Here is a 21270-nt window from a genome sequence, read left to right on the forward strand (position 1 = left end):
CATATTTGTAGGGTGATTGGTTTCTTTCATAGGTTATAATTATCGCCTATGAAGTTGAAGAAGTCCATCCATGCATTGCTCAAAAGGGGTATAAAATCAATTAGTTAAATTGAAGATGAGACTATTTGTAAAAATAGCTCCTAGAATTTTGGGAATTCAGGTTAAAAAAAGAAATCCCCGGCGAGAATTCTTTACCGGCAGCGACTACTCTGTTTTAAACAATCGAAGAAATCACTAGGAGATTGGCTGATGCGGCCCTTCTATTCGCAAATTCCGTTCCGCGATTTGATATGATTTTCATTAAATGAGGGAGGGCAATGTATCACGTTTAAATCGCTCCCAACCTAGGGCACAAACCAAGCGGAAAAGAGTTTCAGGAAAGGGCCTCAGCGTTCTCTTTTAGGCGCAGATGTTTTTGGCATGACCCTCGGCTCTACAAATGAAGGATTCTCTCTGCGGAGAATTTCGATTTTTCAGCAACGATTAACCGAAATGTAGGATAATCCATAGTTTGAGTTTGAAACACTAAAAGGCTCTGTTTAGAGTTCGAGGATCCCAATGTTCCAATCATTTAGAAACCAGAAACGATGGCTGATGCTCCTAGCTATGATTCTGATCATTCCGGCATTTGTGTTTATCGGCATTAACGGCTACAGCCGTCTGAACCCAGATGCAAACGCAATTGCCAAGGTTGACGGAAAAGGAATTCAGCCTGAAGAATTCGACGGTCAGAAACGAGAGTTTATCGAACGCGAGCGCAACCGTCAGGGCGGTCAGATTGATACCAGCCTCTTTGATACCGCTGAGGCTAACTCGGCAATCCTTCAGCAGATTGCTTCCAGACGAGCTCTGCTTGCTCAGATGTCGCATCATTACATGCAGGTAAGCGACGCTGACGCGATCAATGTGATCAAGAACGCCGACGCGTTCAAAAAGGACGGCCAGTTCTCTCCTGAACTGTACGAGAATTACCTCGCAGCCCGCGGCAAGAGTGACCAGCAGTTTGTGCAGGAGCTGCGCAGAGATCTGGTTATGGACATGCTGACCAATTCTGTTGCTCAGACCGTGTTTGTTCCTAAGAAGTCCGCAGCTATCCTCAACGATATTCTGAGAGAAGAACGCACAGTCCGTACCATTTCATTTGACCCGGCTTCCTATATGAGCCAGGTCAAGATCACAGACGAAGAAATGCAGAAGTACTACGACAGTCACAAAGATCAGTTCCATGCACCTGAGATGCTGAACATTGAATTTGTTGTGATGTCGCCGCAGACAATCAAAGTCACAGCGCAGCCTTCTGAAGATGAACTCAAGGCCTACTACGAACAGAACAAAGCTCGTTTCGGCGTTCCTGAAAGCCGCAGAGCTTCTCACATTCTGATTTCTCCGGACAGCGCTGAAAAGGACGCTACAAAGGCGGATGCGGATGCCAAGGCTAAAGCAGAAGAAATCTATAAAGAAGCCAAAGCCGATCCCTCTAAGTTCGCCGAGCTTGCGCGCACGAACTCTTCAGACGTCGGTTCCGCTCAGAACGGCGGCGATCTGGACTACTTCGGTAAGGATCAGATGGTTCCTGAATTTGAAAAAGCCGTTTTTGAAGCTAAGAAGGGAGACATTCTTCCTCCGGTTAAAACGGAATTCGGCTATCACATCATTCACGTGACCGACGTGATTCCGGCAGCGGTAAAGAGTTTTGCTGAAGTTCGTCCGGAACTCGTAACTCTTTGGCAGAATCAGCAGCGCCAGCAGCTGTTTGCGGAAAACGCCGACAACTTCACCAACATGGTTTACGAGCAGAGCGACAGCCTGGAACCGGTTGTTGAGAAATTCGGATTAAAGATTCATAAGCTGAATGATCTGACCGCAAACGGTCTTCCGCCGTCCTCAGAGGATGCGGCCTACATTACCAAACGTGTGGTTGAGGATCTTTTCTCACCGGATTCGCTTCAGGAAAAACGCAATACTCAGGCGGTTGAAGTCGCTGCCAACACTCTGGTCTCAGCCCGTGTTGTGCAGCACAGCCCCGCTCACCTGAAGACCTTTGCTGAGGTGAAGGAAGAGATCAAGAGCGAGCTTGAGCATCAGAAAGCGTCTGAGCTTGCGAAGAAGGCCGGCGAAGAAAAGCTTGCTCAGCTTCGCGCGAAGAAGGATCTCGAAGGTTTCGGCCATACACAGGTCGTTTCCCGCGTCAATCCTCAGTCTCAGTCTGAAACACTGGTGCAGGCCGAGCTGAGTGTTCCTGCGAAAGTGCTTCCTGCATTTACCGGTGTTCAGGTTCCCGACGGTTCTTACGTAATCAGCTATGTTGAATCGAGCAAGATGCCCAAGAATGACGACTCCCAGGCAGGCCAGATTCATCAGTCGGCTCTGCACGCGCAGTCCATGGCGGAGGAGCAGGCTTATTACGACGCTCTCAAGCGCTTATACAAGTTTGAAATTCTGAAGAAAGAATTCGACTACCAGCCGCAGAGAGCAATGAACTAAAACAGAATCTCAGCTAAGCACGACCGCCTCAGGATTTGAGGCGGTTTTTTCATGTGCGGAGTTTTGAAAGACGATTTTTATTTATGGGCACCAGGCTGATCGGAAGCTTCGAACCAACCGCTGCTGCCGTTTGGTATCGGCAGCATCTCGGTCCTCAAGTCGAATTTGTTTCACCCAAGGTTTTACTCACGCAAGTGAAGCAGAGTTGTTTTCTTTAGCAGCTGAGTGAACGGCGATCGCTTTTATTTCACTCTTTTGACATAAAAATAGCTTGCGTCCACTCCGAAATGAAATTCCGGATTTTCACCAACTCTAAATTCGGAGAATGAGTGGATCGTTCCGTGACCGCGTGAGTTTCCTAGGAGAATTGAATGATTTCCGGGTTCTGCATAATAGACTGTCATTTCTCTTGATTCGAGTTGAGCAACCTTCTTATTGTTGTCGTAAATGTAGAATGTTGCTCCGGAAGAGGTCAACGCTCCGTAGTCTCTCATCAGAGTGACTTTAATAGGTCTTTCTTTAGTTGGGGTTGCCTGTGCGGATGGTTGAACAAATATTGCCTTGTCAGCGGTTAGGTTAGAGGTGGTGCAGCCAATAAGGAAAGCGAACAGAGGCAATAAGATGAGAGGGTTTTTCATTTTTTACTAGTGTCGATAAGTTTATTAAATCGGGCGAGGTATTTTAATTATAGTTAAAGCCCATATTAAAGCCTTAGGCATGCAAAAGCGGAGACTATTTCAAAAACTATTTTGGCGGTGTACAGATCGGTTTTGATCATGAGGCAGCCTCTTATGATGCAGGCCGTATGCTCGTCGGAGCCGCGGTAACCTATTTGCGGCGGTACGGAGATTACGCAAACGGCGGCAGCTCTAAAAATCATTCTGCCGGCGTTACGTTGTACGGTACACACATTGGAAACAATGGAATGTATGCAGACATCACGCTGAAAGCGAGCCGAATGCACAATAAATTTACCGCTGTCTCCGATATGAATCGTTACGTCTCAAAAGGACGCTTTAATACGTATGCGGTCCAGACCGGAGTAGAGGCAGGAAAGCGTTTCACATTCGGCGCGGAAGAGAATTGGTTCGTGGATCCTCAGGTTCAGATCCTGTACGGCAATATTCGCCATACCTCCTTTAAAACCGATACCGGTGTGACGGCTCATGTGAAGAGCATGAATAGTCTGATCGGAAGAGCAGGCGTCGGCGCCGGTTATAAGGCAAAGCAAGGCAGTGAGTTTATTAGAGCAGACGCTCTGCGCGAATTTACCGCAGACTATAAGGTGGATTATTCCGTGAAGAACGCGCGGAACCAAAGCAAGGTTGATTTGAAAGATACTTGGGGCGAGATCTCAGCCGGTGCGATATCGATTTGATAAGAACGTGAGCGGCTTTGCACACGTGAAGCGCTCATTCGGCGGAAAGCTTCAGCAGGAGTACCGCGTAGACGCAGGAGTTCGCTTTATTTTCTAACGTTCCTCAAGAACAATCTTGACGAGATTGGCGATCTCTACCTGGGAGCGGATAGACATTTTGCGGCACAGAGAGCCGCGGTGAATTTGTACAGTTTTTTCTGTAATGCCGAGTTTCTGTCCGGCCTCCCGGTTGGAGATTCCGTCAGCGAGCGCGAATGCAACTTCTTGCTCGCGTGTAGTCAGGGTGTTGAATTTCTCCAGTATTTTGCGTCTGTCCCGCGCCTCGTCCGAATTTTTTCGGTTGAGCGCGCAGGCATTCTCAATCGCCAGAATCAGCCGGTCGGCATCGACCGGCTTTTCCATGAAATCGATCGCACCATGCTTGAGTGCGGATACACACATATCAATTGAAGCGTGCGCCGAGCAGAAAATAATCGGCAGAGGATTGCGCTCTTCATTCAGTACTTCCTGAAGTTCCAGCCCGCTGATTTCCGGCATCCGAATATCCAGTACAAGACAGCCGGGGATGCTCGGATCATCATTATCAAGAAACTCTTTGGCTGAGCCGTATGCGGAGACGAGATAACCGGCGCTGCTCAGGAGAAACTCCCACGACTTCAGCATATCCGGGTCGTCATCGACAATTCGAACACGAGCGAGTGAATCAGGCATTTTTACTTTCCTTTGTTAAAGGCAGACGCAGTGTAACAACTAAAGAACCTTTATCGTCCGTATCAAAAGTTAACGAGCCGCGGTGAGCTTCGGCGATGCGGCTGACGATCGGAATGCCAAGGCCCATGCCGTTTTTCTTAGAGGTCCAGAGCGGTTTTTTAATATTTTCAATAGCTTCAGGCGCAAGGATCGGGCCGTTGTCCGTGACGGCAAACACCGCTTTTCCGTTTTCTATCGATAGGCTGACGCCCACCAGGGGCGAAGGCTGCTCTTCACAGGCTTCGACGGCATTTTTAATAATGTTGTGTACAGCCAGGTGGAGCTCAGTCTCATCTGCGTCAACAATTACTGTTTCGCGACAGGGTTTAAACGAAATTTCCGTACGTTTAGTTCGAGTTTTGAGTAGATCGGAAATTGAACGCTCAATAATCTCTTTTAAATCCGTCGGCTTTCTCTCCGAGGATTTTTTTCCGGCATAAGAACGAACCTTTTTAATGATGCTGTTCGCTCGTTCGATTTGTGCGCCGATGTTTTCAATCGACTCGTCGAGCGCCTTATCGGTCATCCTGCCGCTCTTGCGCAGCAGGCGCATCCCCTGCAGATAATTGCCGATGACAGAAATCGGCTGTTTAAGTTCATGAGAAAGTGTGCTCGACATTAAACCGATGACGCCCACTCGCTGCATAGCGGCAAACTGTTCTTTAATTTTGTCGGTTTCTTTTTGGGCTTTGATCAGCTGTCGGGTGCGTTTTTCAACGAGGCGATTGACGCTGAACCAGTGGATGAAGAAAAGAATCAAAGCGCCGAGTGCGGCTAATATGTAAGGAGATTTCTCTTCGAGATGACGCATAAGCGCCGATCGTGAGAGTTTTTCGTATTGTTCCTCGTTAAGCGCCTTGAAGAGCTCGTGTCCCTGAGAAATATCTCCGCCGACGGTCCAGACGAAACCGTCGTGGGCGGGAGTGTCGAGGAGCTCTGCGAGAATCAGACGATTTAAATAAGGATCGGCGTCATAGGAAGCCGCAAATACCAGTCCCAAATATAGCCGCGTGCTGCTGAAACAGGAAAGCGCTTTCTGATTTTTAACTGCCTGAGGTTTAATTTCCTTCATCCTGGGGTCAAGATTATGCTCTTCTATGTAACAGGTGGGAATAATGCCGAGATCTGATTTTCCGGAGATAACCGAATCGATGACATCGTCGTAAGAACCGAGGAAAGAAACGGAATCAAAGAAATGTTTCGGGTTCTTATGCAATTCGAAGATTTCCCGCCGGAGAGCTCCGTAGGAGACGTAATCCCGTTCGGATTTTGCGGCGAGAGTCTGACCTTCGAGCTGCAGAAGCGTTTTATTTTCTTCGCTTTTGAGGGAAATGATCGTACCGCCTTCGGATTCGGTCGGGTTCACCGCTCTCGGATGCCAAAGCACAGCCAGGCGCGAAGCGGAATTCGGACCGGAGGAGGCGGATACGCCGAGATAGAACATGCTGTCAGAGATAAAGTAATCAATCTCGTGGGATTCGATTTTTTTTCTTAATTGATTACTGGTCAGATTTTCGATTTCAACTCGATATTTTCCCTTCAGCTGCTCTTCGATATCCTTCAAAGAGTCACTGATAAAGTTTTGATACTTAGGCGTATCCGTAACCATCTGACAGCCGATGCGAATCACCGGCAGTTCGGATGCTGAACTGATTAGACAGACAGCCATGAGCGGCAGTAAGTAGAAAACCTTAGGCATTTCTTAAGCGAATTAGGATATTTATCCTAAACGATCATCAATAAAATTTATCTCATGAAAATTCATTAGCAGTAAGTTTCTCACGGGATCACTTACTTGCGCTATTCATATAAATGCGAATTTTCTAATCTGAATAAACCCCTTTATAGGACTCAGGATAGTCCGTTTTTTGGAGACCTCAGAAATGCTAAACAGACGCAGTATTTTAAAAGGCAGTTTCGCCGGTACATTTGCAGCCGGTCTGGCAGCGGTTTCAACTGTCTCGGCAGCCGAGAAGAAAGACGCTCAGCCTGCAGGCAAGAACAATGTTTATGACGTAATCGTGTTGGGCGCCGGTCCTGCCGGACTTGTCACAGCAATTGCCGCCAAACAGGCCGGTGCTAAGAAAGTTGTCGTTTTTGAAAAACGCGACCGTCCTGACGGCAACGCTATTTTTGCTTTAGGTTCTGTCTGCGGCTGGGGTTCCCGCCATCAGAAAGAGCAGGGCATTAAGGATACTGCTGAAGACTTCTACGCCATGATGATGGACGTCTCCAAGCAGATGGGTGACAAGGCTCTGAACCGCACATACACCGACAACATTCCGGCTGCTATTGACTGGCTCGAACAGGATATCGGAGTTAAGTTCGGAAAGATTCGTCCGATGCCTTATCCGCGCTTAGGCCGTACTTGCCGTGTTGACGGCGAAGGCCTCACCGGCGGTGCTCAGCTCGTTAAGAAACTGCTTGCTGCCGCTGAGAAAAACGGTGTTGAAGTTAAATTCGAGCACAAAGGTATTGAGCTTCTGCACAATGACAAGATGGAAGTGACCGGCGTCAAGATCCAGACACCGAACGGCCAGGAAGAATACTTCTCCAAAGGCGGTGTCGCGATCGCGACAGGCGGCTTCTCTGCCAATCCTGAAATGGTTGACAAATACATCGGCGGCTGGGCAACCCGTATGGTGCTTCGCGGCTCTAAGTCCACAACCGGTGAAAACATTTCTCTGACGCTTCCGCTTTATGCGAAATGCGTCAACATGGACCAGTTCCACTCCGGTCCGATCATCGGCGCCACACACGTTAACCCGGCCGACGTTCTGAACTCCGGCTACGGCGTTCAGGTGAACACCGCCGGCAACCGCTACATGGACGAAAACAACACATACGTGATCAAGGCCCGCACAACTGCGCAGCAGACTCTTGACAACACCGGTTACGTGATTGTTGACTCTACCTGCCCGGTTCTTGACAAAGTTATTCCGAAGTTTGATCGTCTGAACAGCCCGTACGGCAAGGGCAACACTATTGAAGAAGCGGCAAAACAGGTCGGTCTTCCGGCTGAAAAGATTGCCAAAGTGGTTGCTCAGTACAATCAGGCGCTCAAAGACGGCAAGCTTGCCGATATGAATCCTCCGTGCACCTATAAGAAGCCGCATCCGATTGAAAAGGCTCCGTTCTACGCAGTTCCGCTTCAGGGCGGTATGACTGCCACCTTCGGCGGCCCGCTCATCAACACCAAGGCTGAAATCCAGAGCCTGGACGGCAAGACCATCCCGGGTCTCTACGCAGTCGGCAACTCCGCCGGTGGTATTTTCTTCCACAACTATGCGGGCGGCGCTCAGTTAGGCGCAGCGACTGTGTTCGGACGTATCGCGGGTAAAGAAATGGCTGACCGCGCACAACAGGCCAAGTAAGAGGAGATTGACATGAAAAAAACACTTTTAGCGCTTGCTTCTTTAGCAATTACTTCTGCGTTCAGTCTGTCCGTTTACGCGGCTGACGCTCCGGCAGCTCCCGCTGCGGCGCAGCCCAAGACTCTTGAACAGGTCCACGGCGCAATGTGGCCGAAAAGCGTTGACGGCTATGTCACTAAATATCAGTGCATGAAATGTCACGGCGACTATGAAAAACTCGGTCAGATGACTTCGGATCTGTCTCCGAACCCGCATAAATCCCATCTGGGGCAGGTGAACTGCGAAGACTGTCACAAACCGAATCTTGCCAAACCCGTGCTGATGTGCAACCAGTGCCACAACTTCACGATCCGCAAGATCGAAAAACCGGCTAAGTAATAGTCTGATTGAGCAAGACGCCGCAATTTGCGGCGTCTTGCGTTTCCGGCTTATGGTGCGGTTTCGGAAAGCACTCTGGCATTAAGGCCTTAACAAGAAGGAGTCACGGGTGAGGTTTTAGACTCCCAAGAAGAGTAACTTCATGTTTTGGTCGTAAAATTTAAACAGCCTGAGAAGTAACAGTATAAATATGGAATCTCAAATTACCGTCAGAACTGAACTGCGGCCGGGAGATATCGGACGCCTAGTCGAATACGCCGGAATCTACGGCAGTGCGGATTTTGGTTATCCGCTGTCGTTTGAGGGATATGTCGCTAAGACATTTGCTGAGTTTCTGATAGATCCCCAGCCGCGCAATCGAATTTGGATCGCTGAAGACGAAGGAGGCTCTTTTGTCGGATCAGTTGGCGTTGTTGACCGTGGAGAAACCGCACAGCTCAGATGGTTCAACCTTGATCCGAAATACCGAGGCCGCGGAATTGGCGGACGACTGTTTAACGATGCGATGCAGTACTGCCGTGAAGCAGGATTCAAAAAAGCGTGGCTCTCGACATTTACTGAAAGTGAAACTGCGATCGGGATCTATCGCCGCAGAGGTTTTAATCTGATCGAAGAGAAGCCGTTTACTCTGGAAGATCGCGCGCTGAAAGAGCTTATTTTCGAAAAAATTCTTTAAGAATGAGATTCCGTCCAAAGTATTTGAGATTGCATCTTACAATTTCTCAAAACCGGACCTGATGGGATACTCAGTCAGTAGGGATATATTTAGACAATGAAAAATAACAGAAAGATTAATTCCTTGGATTGAAGAGGTGTTAGCTGCGGGCGGGGTTGTTATTTTGCAGGAGTCCGCGATTACAGTTTCTAATGCGAAAAGGCAGACTTTAATGACGATGGTTGTGTGGGAAGTTAGAGATAGGCTTTGGAAGTAGTCACATCAGTTGGATGGGGATGGTAATATATCTAACGTATAGCGAACAAATCAAGAATTCTGATTTGAATTTAAGACTTTTGGAGAGAATCCCAGACAAGCTATGGAGAAGAAGGGATTCGACAGGTAAGTTTTAGACCAAAAAATTAAAAAAGTTCTTTAAAAATTAGTCCGGATATCTAATACCATACTTAAGTGAGTTCCCCGCGCGAGCGGGCTTGATCCCTCCCATCGAGTCCCGCAAGCCGTTGTATCAAAGAGTTCCCCGCGCGAGCGGGCTTGAACCGTTCTCAACTCCCTGATAATCAAAGACTGAGAGCTTTTTTATTTGATAAATTCTGCCAAACTCAGGTGAAAGAACTGAGAAAGATGGCGTTCGGGCCAACCTCGAACAGTGCAATCGATTTCTCGGTGCTCCAGTGCTGATTCCGTTTGGTCGTCCGTTCTGATTGGATGACTTGATTGTCGTGGGCTTCTTTGTCAGCGAACATCCCGACATCACGGATGAAGCCACTCAGATCGGAATTTTCCCGCTCGCAAAGGAGTTCTCTGCGCGAGCGAGGTTCATCTTATTTATCTTAGAAACGCAATGCCACAGTCGCGGAATCATCGAAGACTGTTTAATTATCTGCGTTAACGCAGTAATGAAAAATAGCCCTGTTCTCAACATCTAGAGAGAGCGGGCGGTAATCGGAATTTACCGGCACGAGATTTTAATCTGATCGATTCAAAATCGTCTACCCCGAAATTAAACGAGCTCACTAAAAAGTAAACCCGCCTCAAAATGACAAGGCGGGTTTGATGTCTAAGGCGTAATCGGATTAGCCGACTTTGTCCAGAACCAGTTTTGTCAGGACTTCAACGCCGTTGCGCAGAGATTCCGGATTCATGGTCATGGTCGGGTTGTGCAGACCCGGTGTAACACCTGTGCCGACGCCAATGTAAGCAGCGTGGATGGAGGGTTTCTTCTGAACGAAATAGTGGAAGTCTTCGCCGCCGCCACCGCAGTCATTAGCAAGTTTTTCTTCACCAAGGACTTCTTTAATCGTTTCACGAACTTCTGTAACGAGATCCTCGTCATATTCCGCAGCCGGGATAACGCCGCCCGGGAAGGAGATTTCGCAGGCACAGCCGACGCAGGCGCAGGCGTTTGTGATCGCGACCTTGAGTTTTTCAAGAAGCTCATCCATTGTCGCATTGTCCTGAGCACGGATGTCTAAGCACATACGGCCTTTATCCGGAATGATGTTGCTAGCTGTGGAACGGCAGTCGATGGTTGTCACTTTAGCGGACCAAGCCTTATTCGGGTTGACCCAGAGGGAGTTCACCGCGTTAGTGGCCAGAACCGCGGCTTCTACAACGCTCTTGCCGAGATGCGGACGGGAGGCGTGAGCGACCTCACCGTGGATATCAACCCAGCAGAATGTGCTCGCTGTGTGGCGAACCGCTGCGCAGACTGTACCGTCAGGAATGTCCTGAATCGGACGAACGTGAGCGCCGAAGGCGTAGTCGACGTCATCAAGGACACCGTCTTCGATGCACTTAAGTGCTCCAAAAAGTGTTTCTTCAGCCGGCTGGAAGAGCAGTTTTACACGGCCTTTCTTAACATTTCCAACGAGGCGAGCAGCTGTGGCAAGACCCATCGCAGTGTGGGAGTCGTGGCCGCATGCGTGGATGCAGACGTCTTTGCCGTCGATTTTGAAGGGAAGCGCATCCATGTCAGCACGCAGCATCACTGTGGGGCCGGGCTCTGTACCGTCGATGTAGGCCACAACGCCTGTCCCGCCGACATTGCGGATCGGTTTAAGGCCAAGTTCGGTCAGTTTGGCGGCAACATAATCGCTGGTCTTCTTCTCCTGAAAGCCAAGCTCCGGAATTTCGTGGAGCTCAGTTCTCATGGAAACGACATCAAAATCATTAGGTTTCATGAAATCTCCTTTATTCAGATTAATTGACTGAGTCTTGTGTTTTTGTATCCTCTTTTCTGCGATTGGACCCCGCTGTCATATTAAAGCGGAAGAAGCGGCATTCAAGAGGGCCGTTGAAAAATACGATTTTTCTGGATTCGGACAGACGCATCTGTCTCGGAAGCATTCGGTCACTGGTCAGCATCCAAACCGTCCAGCCTGCGAAATGATGCTTCAGGTTGTCTGCGACGTCTTTCATCATGGAGGCGACACTGGCGGATTTCGGATTCGATTGTTCGCCATAAGGCGGATTGGCAACGATCAGTCCGGGTGTCTCTGATGAGGGAAGCACTTCGCGCGCGTCACAGGCTGAGAAACGAAGTTTGCCTTCAGAGAGCCAGCGGCCAAGTCCCGCTAGTTCGGCATTTTTTCCTGCACGATCGACAATCAGCGTGGAAATATCGCTTCCAGAGATATTGACGTCAGCATCCCAGTTAACAGCCATTCGGGCTTCTTTCTTCATCTGCTGCCAAGCGTTGGAATCAAAACCGACAAACTTCTCAAAACCGAAGCGGCGGTTAATGCCCGGAGCAATATTGGCGGCGATCGTCGCAGCCTCGATTAGAATGGTGCCCGAGCCGCAGAACGGATCCTGAAGCGCAATAGAGGGCTCCCAGCCGGCGAGACCGAGAAGGCCTGCGGCAAGGTTTTCTTTAAGGGGAGCTTCGCCTTTGGCTTCACGCCATCCGCGCTTAAAGAGCGACTCGCCGGATGTGTCAAGATAGACGATGCAGCTTTTTTCATTCAGATGGACATAGATCTGGATGTCCGGATTGTGCTTATCTACGTCAGGGCGTTCGCCGTCCTGGTCCGTGAAGTAGTCACAGACGGCGTCTTTTACGCGCAGCGTTGCGAAATTCAGGCTTCTAAGCGGGGAGTGACGTGCAGAAACTTCTACTTTGATGGAATTTCGTGATTTAAAGTACTGCTCCCACTTGATCGCCTTTACCTGACGATAGATGTCGTCTTCACTGCGGTAAGGCGATTCGGAAAGTTTAAGGAGAATGCGGGACGCATAACGCGTCCAGAGATTCACCTTCATCATTTGGTTCATTTCCGCGCCAAACCAGCATCCGCCTTTTTGTACACGGAATTTTTCAATACCAAGTTTCTTGAGCTCTTCAGCGAAGAGTTCTTCCAGTGATAACGGAATGACCGCGTAAAACGGTTTCAATAGTGTATTCACGAGACTTCTCAATAAGACTTTGACGAGATTTTAAGCTTTCCCGCCAAGAAAAAAATTAGTAGGAACACTTGCAGAATAAGAATTATTTTCTTAATTCGCCGTGTCCGTAAACAACATATTTCAAACTTGTCAGACCTTCGATTCCAACCGGGCCTCTGGCGTGAATCTTGTCAGTTGAAATACCGATTTCCGCACCGAGACCGTATTCAAAACCATCGGCAAATCGAGTCGAGGTATTCAGCATCACGCTTGAGGAATCCACCTCACGCAGGAATTTTTCCGAGTGCTGAAGGTTGTTGGTAATAATGGCGTCGGTGTGGTGTGAGCCGTAGGTGTTGATGTGCGCGATCGCTTCATCAATATTCCTGACGACCTTTACCGAGAGAATTGGCGCGTTGTATTCGGTACTCCAGTCCTCTTCTGCTGCGTCCTTGATGCCGGTGAGGCCTTTGGCGTTCAGAATAGACTTGGACTGAGGGTCACAGCGCAGTTCAACATTCTTCTTCAGATACAGCGCGCACATGACAGGCAGGAATTCCTGCGCGACGGACTCGTTCACAAGCAGCGTTTCCATCGCGTTGCAGGGCGAATAGCGCTGAGTTTTAGCGTTGTCGCAGACTTTTACGGCAAGCGACAGATCAGCGGTTTCGTCGACATAGGTGTGGCAGATGCCTTCGAGGTGCTTGATCATCGGCACGGTCGCTTCGCTCATCAGGCGAGAAATCAGACCTTTGCCGCCTCTCGGGATTAAAACATCCACATAGTGGCGGCAGCGAATTAATTCACCAACCAGATCGCGGTCCGGATCGGCAATGATCTGAACTGTGTCTGAGGGAAGTCCGCAGGCTTGAAGCGCCTGGGCGATCAAAGAAGCTAAAAAGGCGTTGGAGTGCTTGGCGTCAGAGCCACCTCTGAGGATTGCGGCGTTGCCGCTCTTGATACAGAGCGCGGTGGCGTCAATGGTCACGTTCGGACGGGATTCATAAATAATCGCCACAACGCCGAGCGGTGTGCGCATTCTGCCCACTTCAATGCCGGAGGGCTGAGGACGGATGTCGACAACTTCGCCGATCGGGTCTCTGAGCGAGGCGATTTGGCGAAGTCCTTCAACCATCTGAGCGACGACTTTATCTGTGATCGCAAGACGATCAAGAAAAGCGTCGGAGAGACCGGCCTTTGCGCCTGCATCCAAATCCAGCGCGTTGGCCTTCATCAGATCTTCCAAATTGTCGCCGAGAAGGTCCGCCAATTTGAGAAGGACAGCGTTTTTCTGCTGGGTAGACGCGTTTGCGATTTGGAAAGAAGCGGCTTTGGCCGCCTTTCCGATGACCGCGATTTTATCTGCGGCGCTAAGTGTCTCGGTCATATAATTACCTCTTTTTAGCGGCGAGCAGCAGGCAGGCGGCTTTCAGCTCCTGCCAGGCGTTTCCGTCGCTTTTTTCTACAAATAGGCCTTTGCTGAGACGATCGACCTCGCTCAGGCGATGCAGTATCAGCTCAAGCCGTTTCAGAGTGGTTCGCCCTGCAGCTTTCTTCAGCGCGAAAATGTGGTTGCTGTCGATGCCGAAGCTAGAAAATTTTCGACCCTGCTTGTGGAGAATCATTCGGCGTACATCGTCGGAGAGCCGCCAAAGGAAGGAGGGGATCTGAATGTTTTCCGCTTCGAGTGAATCGATAATTTTAGAAACTCTGCCCGCGTCGCCCTCGAGGAACGCGATAAAAAGAGCTTCCTGATCAAAACGCGAAACATCGGAGACGGCGTCGATCACATCATTGAGATCGATTTCCGGTTTTTGGCAGAGCAGTGTGAGTTTCTGGATTTCCTGCAGTGTCGCAAGCAGGTTGCCCTCGGTTTTTTCCGCGATAAAGTCCGCGGCTTCTGCTGAGAGCGCCTGGCCGCTGACAGCCTGAATCCGTTCGGTGATCCAAAGAGGAAGCCGATTTCTCGGGATCGGCTCCGCGCTGATTAATTTCGCATTATTTTTAAGCGCAATGAACCAGTCTTTCTTCTCGGTTGTCCAATCGTATTGCAGAAGGCTGACGACCACGATTTTGGTCTCATCGGCCGCCTTAATCATTGCCTTTACCGCCTCAGGGCCGTTTCGGCCGATTGTGGAGCGGGGAAAGGTGACTTCGATGAGGGATTTTTCTCCGAAGAGCGACATATCGCCGAGCGCCTCGTAGAGTTCGGAGTAATCGGCATTGCCTTCAAACGAGAATGACTTGCGTTCGGTATATCCGTTTGCGAAAGCCGCGCGCCGAATGGAATCCTGAGCCTCGATCGCAAGCAGCGGTTCGTCTCCTAAAATAAACCAAAGCGGCGGCAAAGCGCCGCCGGCTTTAGATTTAAGTAGTTGATCGACAGAATTTCTGACGGCCATTATTTTTTGGTTTCCGTTGCGAGTCGGAACTGTTCCTCAGAGATGTGCGCCATCCTCGCCACCATCTGATGGATCAGGACCTGCTGCATTTCTTCATAGAGCAGGCGCTCTTCGTTGGCGATACCGTTGTAGTCGCTTTCGTCTTTAATCAGTTCGCGAGTCGCGTAGATCTGAGTTGCGGGCAGGATCTCATTGCCGTTTTGCGCGACGACACGGAAGGTATTTGTTAAGCGCAGGCTGTAGATACGTCCCCGGCCTTCCGAGTTGTATGCGAGCACCGCGGTCCCCCTGTTCTGTCCGAGAAATTCAAAAATCGCTTCCGCTTCATCACGGACCTTGACGACCTTCACATTCGTCTGGGCTTCAATGTTGCGACGGATTGTCGCCGCGATCAAAGAATTCTCGCCCATTGCGATGTAGAGCGTTGAAAAGGGCAGCGTCTGTCTGCCTCTGAGATGCCAGCCGCAGCCGGAGAGCGTGAAGAGACCCGCCGCGCCGGCGGCGATAAAGGCTCTTCTGCTGAGTGCAGCCGAGTGTGAGGATTCTGTTCGTACTTTAGCCAAAATTAAACCTTCGGTTAAGACGGGCCGGGCCGGTATCGACCGGCTCGGCCGCGCTGCGGGTTAAACGACGATATTCACCAGTTTGTTGGGAACAATAATGATCTTGCGCGCGGGTTTGCCGTCCATGAAGCGCTGTGCGTCAGGATTGGCAAGGGCCGCAGCTTCGACTGTCGCTTTGTCGGAGCCTGCAGGAACATTGATTTCTCCGCGCAGTTTACCGTTGATCTGGATCACGTATTTGATCTCATCGGCAATCAGCGCGTTGGTATCCACTTCCGGAACCGATGCGTCAAGGATAGAGGTGCCGATACGATCCTGATAACCGAGATCTTCGAAGAGCTGAGCTGTAATATGCGGAGCGATCGGGTAGAGGGTTCTCAGAAGAACGGAGAAGCATTCATTAATGACCGCTTTCGTTCCCTTGGCGTCTCTCTTTTTGATGCCTTCAAGCGTATTGAGCATCTTCATTGCGGCGGAGACCACGGTGTTGTATTGCATGCGGTCCAAATCGAAGAGGGCCTGTTTGAGCGAAGTATAGATATCGCGTCTGACAGCTTTATCTTCGTGGGACAGCTCGTTCACATTCAGCGGAATGTTTTCCGCGATGATGTCTCTGCAGCTGTAGCCGAAATTCCAAAGTCTGCGCATGAATCGGAACGTTCCTTCGGCGCCGGAATTGCTCCATGCGGCGCTCTGATCGGGAGGTCCTGCAAACATAACGAAGGCTCGGGCGGTATCGGCACCGTATTTGCCGATAATGACGGAGGGTTCCACGACGTTGTTCTTAGACTTGGACATCTTTTCGATGCCGCCGCTGATAACGGGCAGACCGTCTTCTTTGGCTGTAATCTTAATCGGGCGTCCCTTCGGGTCGTATTCAATATCGAGCTCGCTCGGATAGAACCAGCGCTTTCCTCCGCCCGGAAGTTCGCGATAGTAGCATTCGGAGGTGAGCATACCCTGAGTAAAGAGGCGCTTAAACGGCTCGTCGAACTTCACGAGACCGAGATCGCGCATGACCTTTGTCCAGAAGCGCGCGTAGAGCAGGTGCAGAACCGCGTGTTCGATACCGCCGATGTACTGATCCATCGGCATCCAGTAATCGTTGCGTTCATCGACCATACCGGTTTCGCAGTCCGGTGAGCAGTAGCGCATGTAATACCAGCTGGAATCCACGAAGGTATCCATGGTGTCGGTTTCTCGTTTCGCTTCAGCGCCGCACTTCGGGCAGGTGCACTTGAGGAATCTTTCGTCCTTATCGAGCGGATTGCCTGAGCCGTCAGGAATCAGGTCGTCCGGCAGAATAACCGGGAGATCTTTTTCCGGAACCGGAACGGGGCCGCAGTGCGGACAGTTAATGATCGGGATCGGAGTGCCCCAGTAGCGCTGACGGGAGATGCCCCAGTCGCGCAGACGGTACTGAACTTCAAGTCGGCCGAGTCCGAGCGCCTCGAGATCTTTAGCGACCGCTTCTCTGGCTTCTTCAAAATTCAGTCCGTTGTACTTGCCGGAGTTGATGCAGTAGGTACCTTCCTTATCTGCATACCAATCGTGCCAGACGGTATTGTCGTACTCATGGCCTTCTTTAGCGATGACCTGTGTGATGGGCAGACCGTACTTGAGCGCGAAAGCGAAATCGCGTTCGTCATGAGACGGTACGCCCATGACAGCGCCTTCGCCGTAGGACATCAGGACGTAGTTGCCGATCCAGACTTCAACTGGTTCTCCGGTGAGCGGATGCTTCACAAAGAAGCCGGTTCTGACGCCTTTCTTTTCCATTGAAGCCATATCGGCTTCGGAGACAGAGCCTTTGCGGCATTCTTCAATAAAGGCCTGCAGTTCGGGTTTGTCTTTTGCGAGTCTTTCCGCAAGCGGGTGTTCCGCGGCGATTGCGGCAAAGGTGACGCCCATGATGGTATCGGGGCGGGTGGTGTAGACACGGAGTTCTTTCTTTTCGCCGTCGATTTCATAGGGGAATGCGAAATTGACGCCGTAGGATTTTCCGATCCAATGTTCCTGCATACGGCGGACCTGTTCCGGCCAGCCCTCGAGCTGATCGAGGTCCTTGAGCAGTTCTTCGGCGTACTGAGTGATACCGAGGTAATAGCCCGGGATTTCACGCTTTTCCACCGGAGCGCCGCTTCGCCAGCCTTTTCCGTCGATCACCTGTTCGTTGGCGAGTACGGTATGGTCAACCGGGTCCCAGTTAACGATCTGAGTCTTGCGGTATGCGATGCCTTTTTCGAGCATCTTGAGGAACATCCACTGATTCCAGCGGTAGTAATCGGGCTTGCAGGTGGTCACTTCACGGGACCAGTCAAAAGCGAGGCCGAGCGGCTCCATCTGCGACTTCATATCCGCGATGTTGCTGAAGGTCCATTTGGAGGGCGCGACTTTTTTAGCAATCGCGGCGTTCTCAGCGGGCAGGCCGAAGGAGTCCCAGCCCATCGGGGTCATGACGTTCATACCGCGCATACGCAGATAGCGGTACATGACGTCATTTAACGTGTAGTTACGGACGTGTCCCATGTGCAGCTTGCCGCTAGGGTAAGGAAGCATGGAGCAGACGTAGAATTTTTTCTTAGGTTTGCCGTTGGCGTCTAATGCGTTTTCAACCGCTCGATAGACATCGTTCTTGCGCCAATGGGCTTGTTGTACGGATTCAACCTCCGCGGGATCGTATGTTTCTCTCATGAGACTCATTAACTTGTCGAACTAGAAAATGAGTCAATTATAGGTTATCCGTCTCGTCCATAGAGGATTTGCGAAGTCAAAGGAGCGTGTGCCTCTAATATATAGATACCGCTCGTTACATACCCGGAAAAATAGTTCCTCAGCGCGGAATTCAGGGCTAAGCGTAAAACTTGCGCGTCTTTCTCAAGGCAGTCTTCAGAATCGTTTGCTAGACTTTCGCATCTTTAAAAAAGAAGAAACGATATGAATGATCTCTTAGACTCTTTGAATCCGGAGCAAAAAGCTGCGGTGACGCTCGGTGAAAAATCAGCTTTGATTTTAGCGGGCGCCGGATCCGGGAAGACGCGTGTTCTGACGAGCCGAATTGCTTATCTGCTTCAGTCGGACATGGCTTATCCCAGTGAGATATTAGCGGTGACTTTTACCAACAAAGCCGCCAAAGAGATGCTGACGCGTTTATCGACCATGATGCCGGTGAATGTGCGCGCGATGTGGGTCGGTACCTTCCATGGGCTGTGCAACCGCATGCTGCGTCTGCACCACAATGAAGCGGGGCTGCCGGCTTCGTTCGCGATTCTTGATCAGAGTGATCAGCTTTCCGCGGTGAAGCGCATTATGAAGGCCAACGGCATTTCCGATGAAGAATTCAAGCCGAGAGAAGTCCAGAACTATATCAACCGTTGTAAAGAAGAAGGGCTCAGAGCCAAAGACGCGCCCATTAATTTCCAGCGCGGCTCTGCCTTTAGAGAGATCTATGACTTATATGAAAAGATTCTGATTCGTGAAGGCGCCTGTGATTTCGCGGAGCTGCTTTTAAGAAGTTACGAACTTCTTAAAAACCATCCGCTGATTCTTGAGCACTATCAGAATCGGTTCCATTTCATTTTGATTGACGAGTTCCAAGACACCAACAAGCTTCAGTATCGCTGGATCAAGCTGCTTTCCGGCATTGGTGAGCCTGGGCGTCGTCCCAACAGTGTATTTGCGGTCGGCGACGATGATCAGTCGATTTACGCGTTCCGAGGCGCCAATGTCGGCAACATGCAGGACTTTGTGCGTGAGTTCAAAATCGGAGAGCCGATTCGTTTGGAACAGAACTATCGTTCGCAGGGAAATATTCTGGACGCGGCCAACGGTCTGATCGCCAACAATTCTCAGCGACTGGGCAAGAAGCTTTGGACAGAGGCCGGTGAAGGCGACAAAGTCCGGGTGTATTCCGCGCCTTCAGACGTGGATGAAGCCGCTTACGTGGTGGATACGGTAAAAGAGTATGCGGATTTAGGGACGCCCTATAAAGAGATGGCGATCCTTTATCGTTCAAACGCGCAGTCACGTGTTTTGGAAGCCGAGTTTACGCGCCGGGGCATTCCCTATAGTGTGTACGGCGGCCTCCGATTCTTCGATCGAGCGGAAATTAAGAACGCGATTTCATATATGCGTTTAGCGGAAAACACCGCGGATGACTCCGCTTTTCTGCGCGTTGTTAATCTGCCCGCCCGCGGAATCGGTGCCAAGACCATTGAAACCCTGATTAACTTTGCAGGCGACAACGGCATTTCTCTGTATGACGCCTGCGGTTATGCCAAAGGGGCGGCCGCGGCCAAGCTGGAAGTTTTCCGCGCCATTATTGAGGATCTGCGCGAGAAGAAGGACGAGCTGCCTTTATCGAAGTTTGTCGACTATACGGTAGAGAAGAGCGGTCTGAAGGAAATGTATGAGCTTGATCCTAACGGTTCTGAGCGCCTAGAGAATCTGCGCGAGCTGACGTCAGCGGCAACCGGTTACGTGGATGCCGAAGCGATTGATGAAGAAGATGAAGAGGAGAGTGTTCGCGACGAGAATATGACTGCGCTTCAGGGCTTTTTATCGCACGCAAGTCTGGAAGCCGGAGAAAATCAGGCCAAAGCGGATCAGGACGCGGTTCAGCTGATGACAGTTCACGCATCCAAGGGTTTGGAATTTAATCTGGTTTTCATTACCGGCCTGGAAGACGGACTGTTCCCGCACGGGAACTCAATGGGCAGCAATAAGGATCTGGAGGAAGAGCGCAGACTGATGTATGTCGCGATCACACGCGCAAGAAAGAATTTGTACATCACGCTTGCCGAGCGACGGATGCTGCACGGAACGACCCGATATTCTTCTCAGAGCATGTTCCTTAGGGAGCTGCCTGAAGAGAATCTCAAGTGGCTTTCCAAACCCGGCTATACCGACTCGGATGATTCTGACGACTACAGCAGCGGCGGATCCGGTTATGGTTTTGCGCGCGGAAGCAAGTTTAGCCGTCGCGGAAGCAGCGATTGGTCAAATAATAATTACCGCGAATCAGGACGCACTTACAATTCCAATATGCCTGAATGGGCAAAAGGCATACTTGGCGGAAAATTAGAAAAACAGCAAGAGAATAAAATACGAGCAAAAATCGACAATGGTTCTCCATATAAATCCGGTGATCGTCTGCTTCATGAAAAATTTGGAGCGGGAACCGTGCTCAGTACAAAAGGGGTAGGGGAGGAGTTAGTCCTTCAAATTAAGTTCGACAGATCAGGTGTAAAAGACCTTTTATATCGTATTGCGAAGAAAAAGATATCGGACCTTTAAGTCGTAAAAATCCAGTTATTAGACGGCTTCTTGAATTAAATCAAGAAGCCGTTTTTATTTATCTTGATTACTGCTCAAAGTAAAAAAGAAGCATGGAACGTCGTTTAAGTTCAGGTTGTGTAAATAAATTGTTACTAGATAAATCATTATATCTATAAGAAACAAATGATGTATACGAAGTCTTAGCATATAAAGAATAGTGATAGATATAATGTCTATATAAATACTAAAGTTAAAGTAAAACTTTAACTTTATGTACTCTGATATATCTATCTGAAAAAACTAGAAATAATTTGTATAAATTAGCTAAAGCACAATGGATGACTAAATGTAAATATATGTTATATTTGTATCGTTGATTGTTATAGTCACATATCTATAAAATACTTCGCTAATGTGAGAAAAATTTTATAAAAATTATGTAAATTAAATAGATATACAGTTTAGAAATTTTTAACTAATCTAGTATTTTTATAAGATAAGTCTGAATATTTATTTAGAAAAATTATAATTATGTTGTCTTATTGTTTATAGATGAGTGTAGTTCTTTATGTTTAGTATTTATTGAACAGCTATGAAAGCA

At 49.5% G+C, this 21270-nt stretch carries 14 protein-coding genes and 1 pseudogene; 6 read left to right on the top strand and 9 right to left on the bottom strand.

Features of this window, described 5'->3' with window-relative positions; translation table 11 throughout:
• The first annotated feature begins 558 nt into the window (after nucleotides 1-558).
• Complete coding sequence (locus tag E5987_RS09950; protein WP_160335937.1) at nucleotides 559-2484, top strand: SurA N-terminal domain-containing protein; 1926 nt, start codon at nucleotides 559-561, stop codon at nucleotides 2482-2484.
• A 242-nt stretch (nucleotides 2485-2726) separates the two neighbouring features.
• Here E5987_RS09950 and E5987_RS09955 read toward each other — a convergent pair whose 3' ends face one another.
• The gene (locus E5987_RS09955) at nucleotides 2727-3122 is read right to left on the bottom strand and encodes a hypothetical protein (protein WP_160335938.1); all 396 of its coding nucleotides are present in this window, start codon (nucleotides 3120-3122) and stop codon (nucleotides 2727-2729) included.
• A 104-nt stretch (nucleotides 3123-3226) separates the two neighbouring features.
• On the opposite strand from E5987_RS09955, the pseudogene E5987_RS09960 reads away from it, so the two are divergent.
• Nucleotides 3227-3862 (top strand): annotated as a pseudogene (locus E5987_RS09960) (autotransporter outer membrane beta-barrel domain-containing protein); the annotation flags it as partial.
• 93 nt (nucleotides 3863-3955) lie between these two features.
• Here the strand turns inward: E5987_RS09960 and E5987_RS09965 are convergent.
• Entirely contained in the window at nucleotides 3956-4573 is a 618-nt protein-coding gene (locus E5987_RS09965; RefSeq protein WP_160335939.1) for a response regulator transcription factor, read from the bottom strand.
• Nucleotides 4566-6311, bottom strand: a complete 1746-nt coding sequence (locus tag E5987_RS09970) for an ATP-binding protein (protein WP_160335940.1) — start codon at nucleotides 6309-6311, stop codon at nucleotides 4566-4568. The genes E5987_RS09965 and E5987_RS09970 overlap by 8 nt, the downstream gene beginning before the upstream one ends.
• 184 nt (nucleotides 6312-6495) lie before the next feature.
• On the opposite strand from E5987_RS09970, the gene E5987_RS09975 reads away from it, so the two are divergent.
• From E5987_RS09975 to E5987_RS09985, 3 genes are all read left to right on the top strand, one after another.
• Nucleotides 6496-7986, top strand: a complete 1491-nt coding sequence (locus E5987_RS09975) for an FAD-dependent oxidoreductase (RefSeq protein ID WP_160335941.1) — start codon at nucleotides 6496-6498, stop codon at nucleotides 7984-7986.
• A gap of 12 nt (nucleotides 7987-7998) precedes the next feature.
• Nucleotides 7999-8364, top strand: a complete 366-nt coding sequence (locus E5987_RS09980) for a cytochrome c3 family protein (RefSeq protein WP_160335942.1) — start codon at nucleotides 7999-8001, stop codon at nucleotides 8362-8364.
• A 190-nt stretch (nucleotides 8365-8554) separates the two neighbouring features.
• A complete protein-coding gene (locus E5987_RS09985) occupies nucleotides 8555-9040 on the top strand; it encodes a GNAT family N-acetyltransferase (RefSeq protein ID WP_160335943.1) in 486 nt (161 codons plus the stop codon).
• Nucleotides 9041-10116: 1076 nt separating this feature from the next.
• Here the strand turns inward: E5987_RS09985 and E5987_RS09990 are convergent.
• From E5987_RS09990 to leuS, 6 genes are all read right to left on the bottom strand, one after another.
• Nucleotides 10117-11223 carry a M20 peptidase aminoacylase family protein gene (locus E5987_RS09990; RefSeq protein ID WP_160335944.1) on the bottom strand — a complete coding sequence of 369 codons (1107 nt, stop codon included), beginning with the start codon at nucleotides 11221-11223 and terminating at the stop codon, nucleotides 10117-10119.
• A gap of 19 nt (nucleotides 11224-11242) precedes the next feature.
• Nucleotides 11243-12448, bottom strand: coding sequence for a THUMP domain-containing class I SAM-dependent RNA methyltransferase (locus E5987_RS09995; RefSeq protein ID WP_160335945.1), 1206 nt, complete (start codon nucleotides 12446-12448; stop codon nucleotides 11243-11245).
• Nucleotides 12449-12530: 82 nt separating this feature from the next.
• Entirely contained in the window at nucleotides 12531-13814 is a 1284-nt protein-coding gene (locus tag E5987_RS10000; RefSeq protein WP_160335946.1) for a glutamate-5-semialdehyde dehydrogenase, read from the bottom strand.
• A gap of 4 nt (nucleotides 13815-13818) precedes the next feature.
• Complete coding sequence (holA, locus tag E5987_RS10005; protein WP_160335947.1) at nucleotides 13819-14829, bottom strand: DNA polymerase III subunit delta; 1011 nt, start codon at nucleotides 14827-14829, stop codon at nucleotides 13819-13821.
• Entirely contained in the window at nucleotides 14829-15392 is a 564-nt protein-coding gene (locus tag E5987_RS10010; protein ID WP_160335948.1) for an LPS-assembly lipoprotein LptE, read from the bottom strand. The genes holA and E5987_RS10010 overlap by 1 nt, the downstream gene beginning before the upstream one ends.
• Before the next feature lie 60 nt (nucleotides 15393-15452).
• Nucleotides 15453-18086, bottom strand: coding sequence for a leucine--tRNA ligase (gene leuS, locus E5987_RS10015; RefSeq protein ID WP_160335955.1), 2634 nt, complete (start codon nucleotides 18084-18086; stop codon nucleotides 15453-15455).
• Between the two features lie 243 nt (nucleotides 18087-18329).
• Between leuS and E5987_RS10020 the strand changes: the two genes are divergently transcribed.
• Nucleotides 18330-20687 (top strand): ATP-dependent helicase, encoded by a 2358-nt coding sequence (locus tag E5987_RS10020; RefSeq protein WP_160335949.1) that lies wholly within the window; start codon nucleotides 18330-18332, stop codon nucleotides 20685-20687.
• The last annotated feature ends 583 nt before the right edge of the window (nucleotides 20688-21270 follow it).

The sequence above is a fragment of the Parasutterella muris genome (genome assembly GCF_009767915.1).
Lineage (GTDB): Bacteria > Pseudomonadota > Gammaproteobacteria > Burkholderiales > Burkholderiaceae_F > Parasutterella > Parasutterella muris.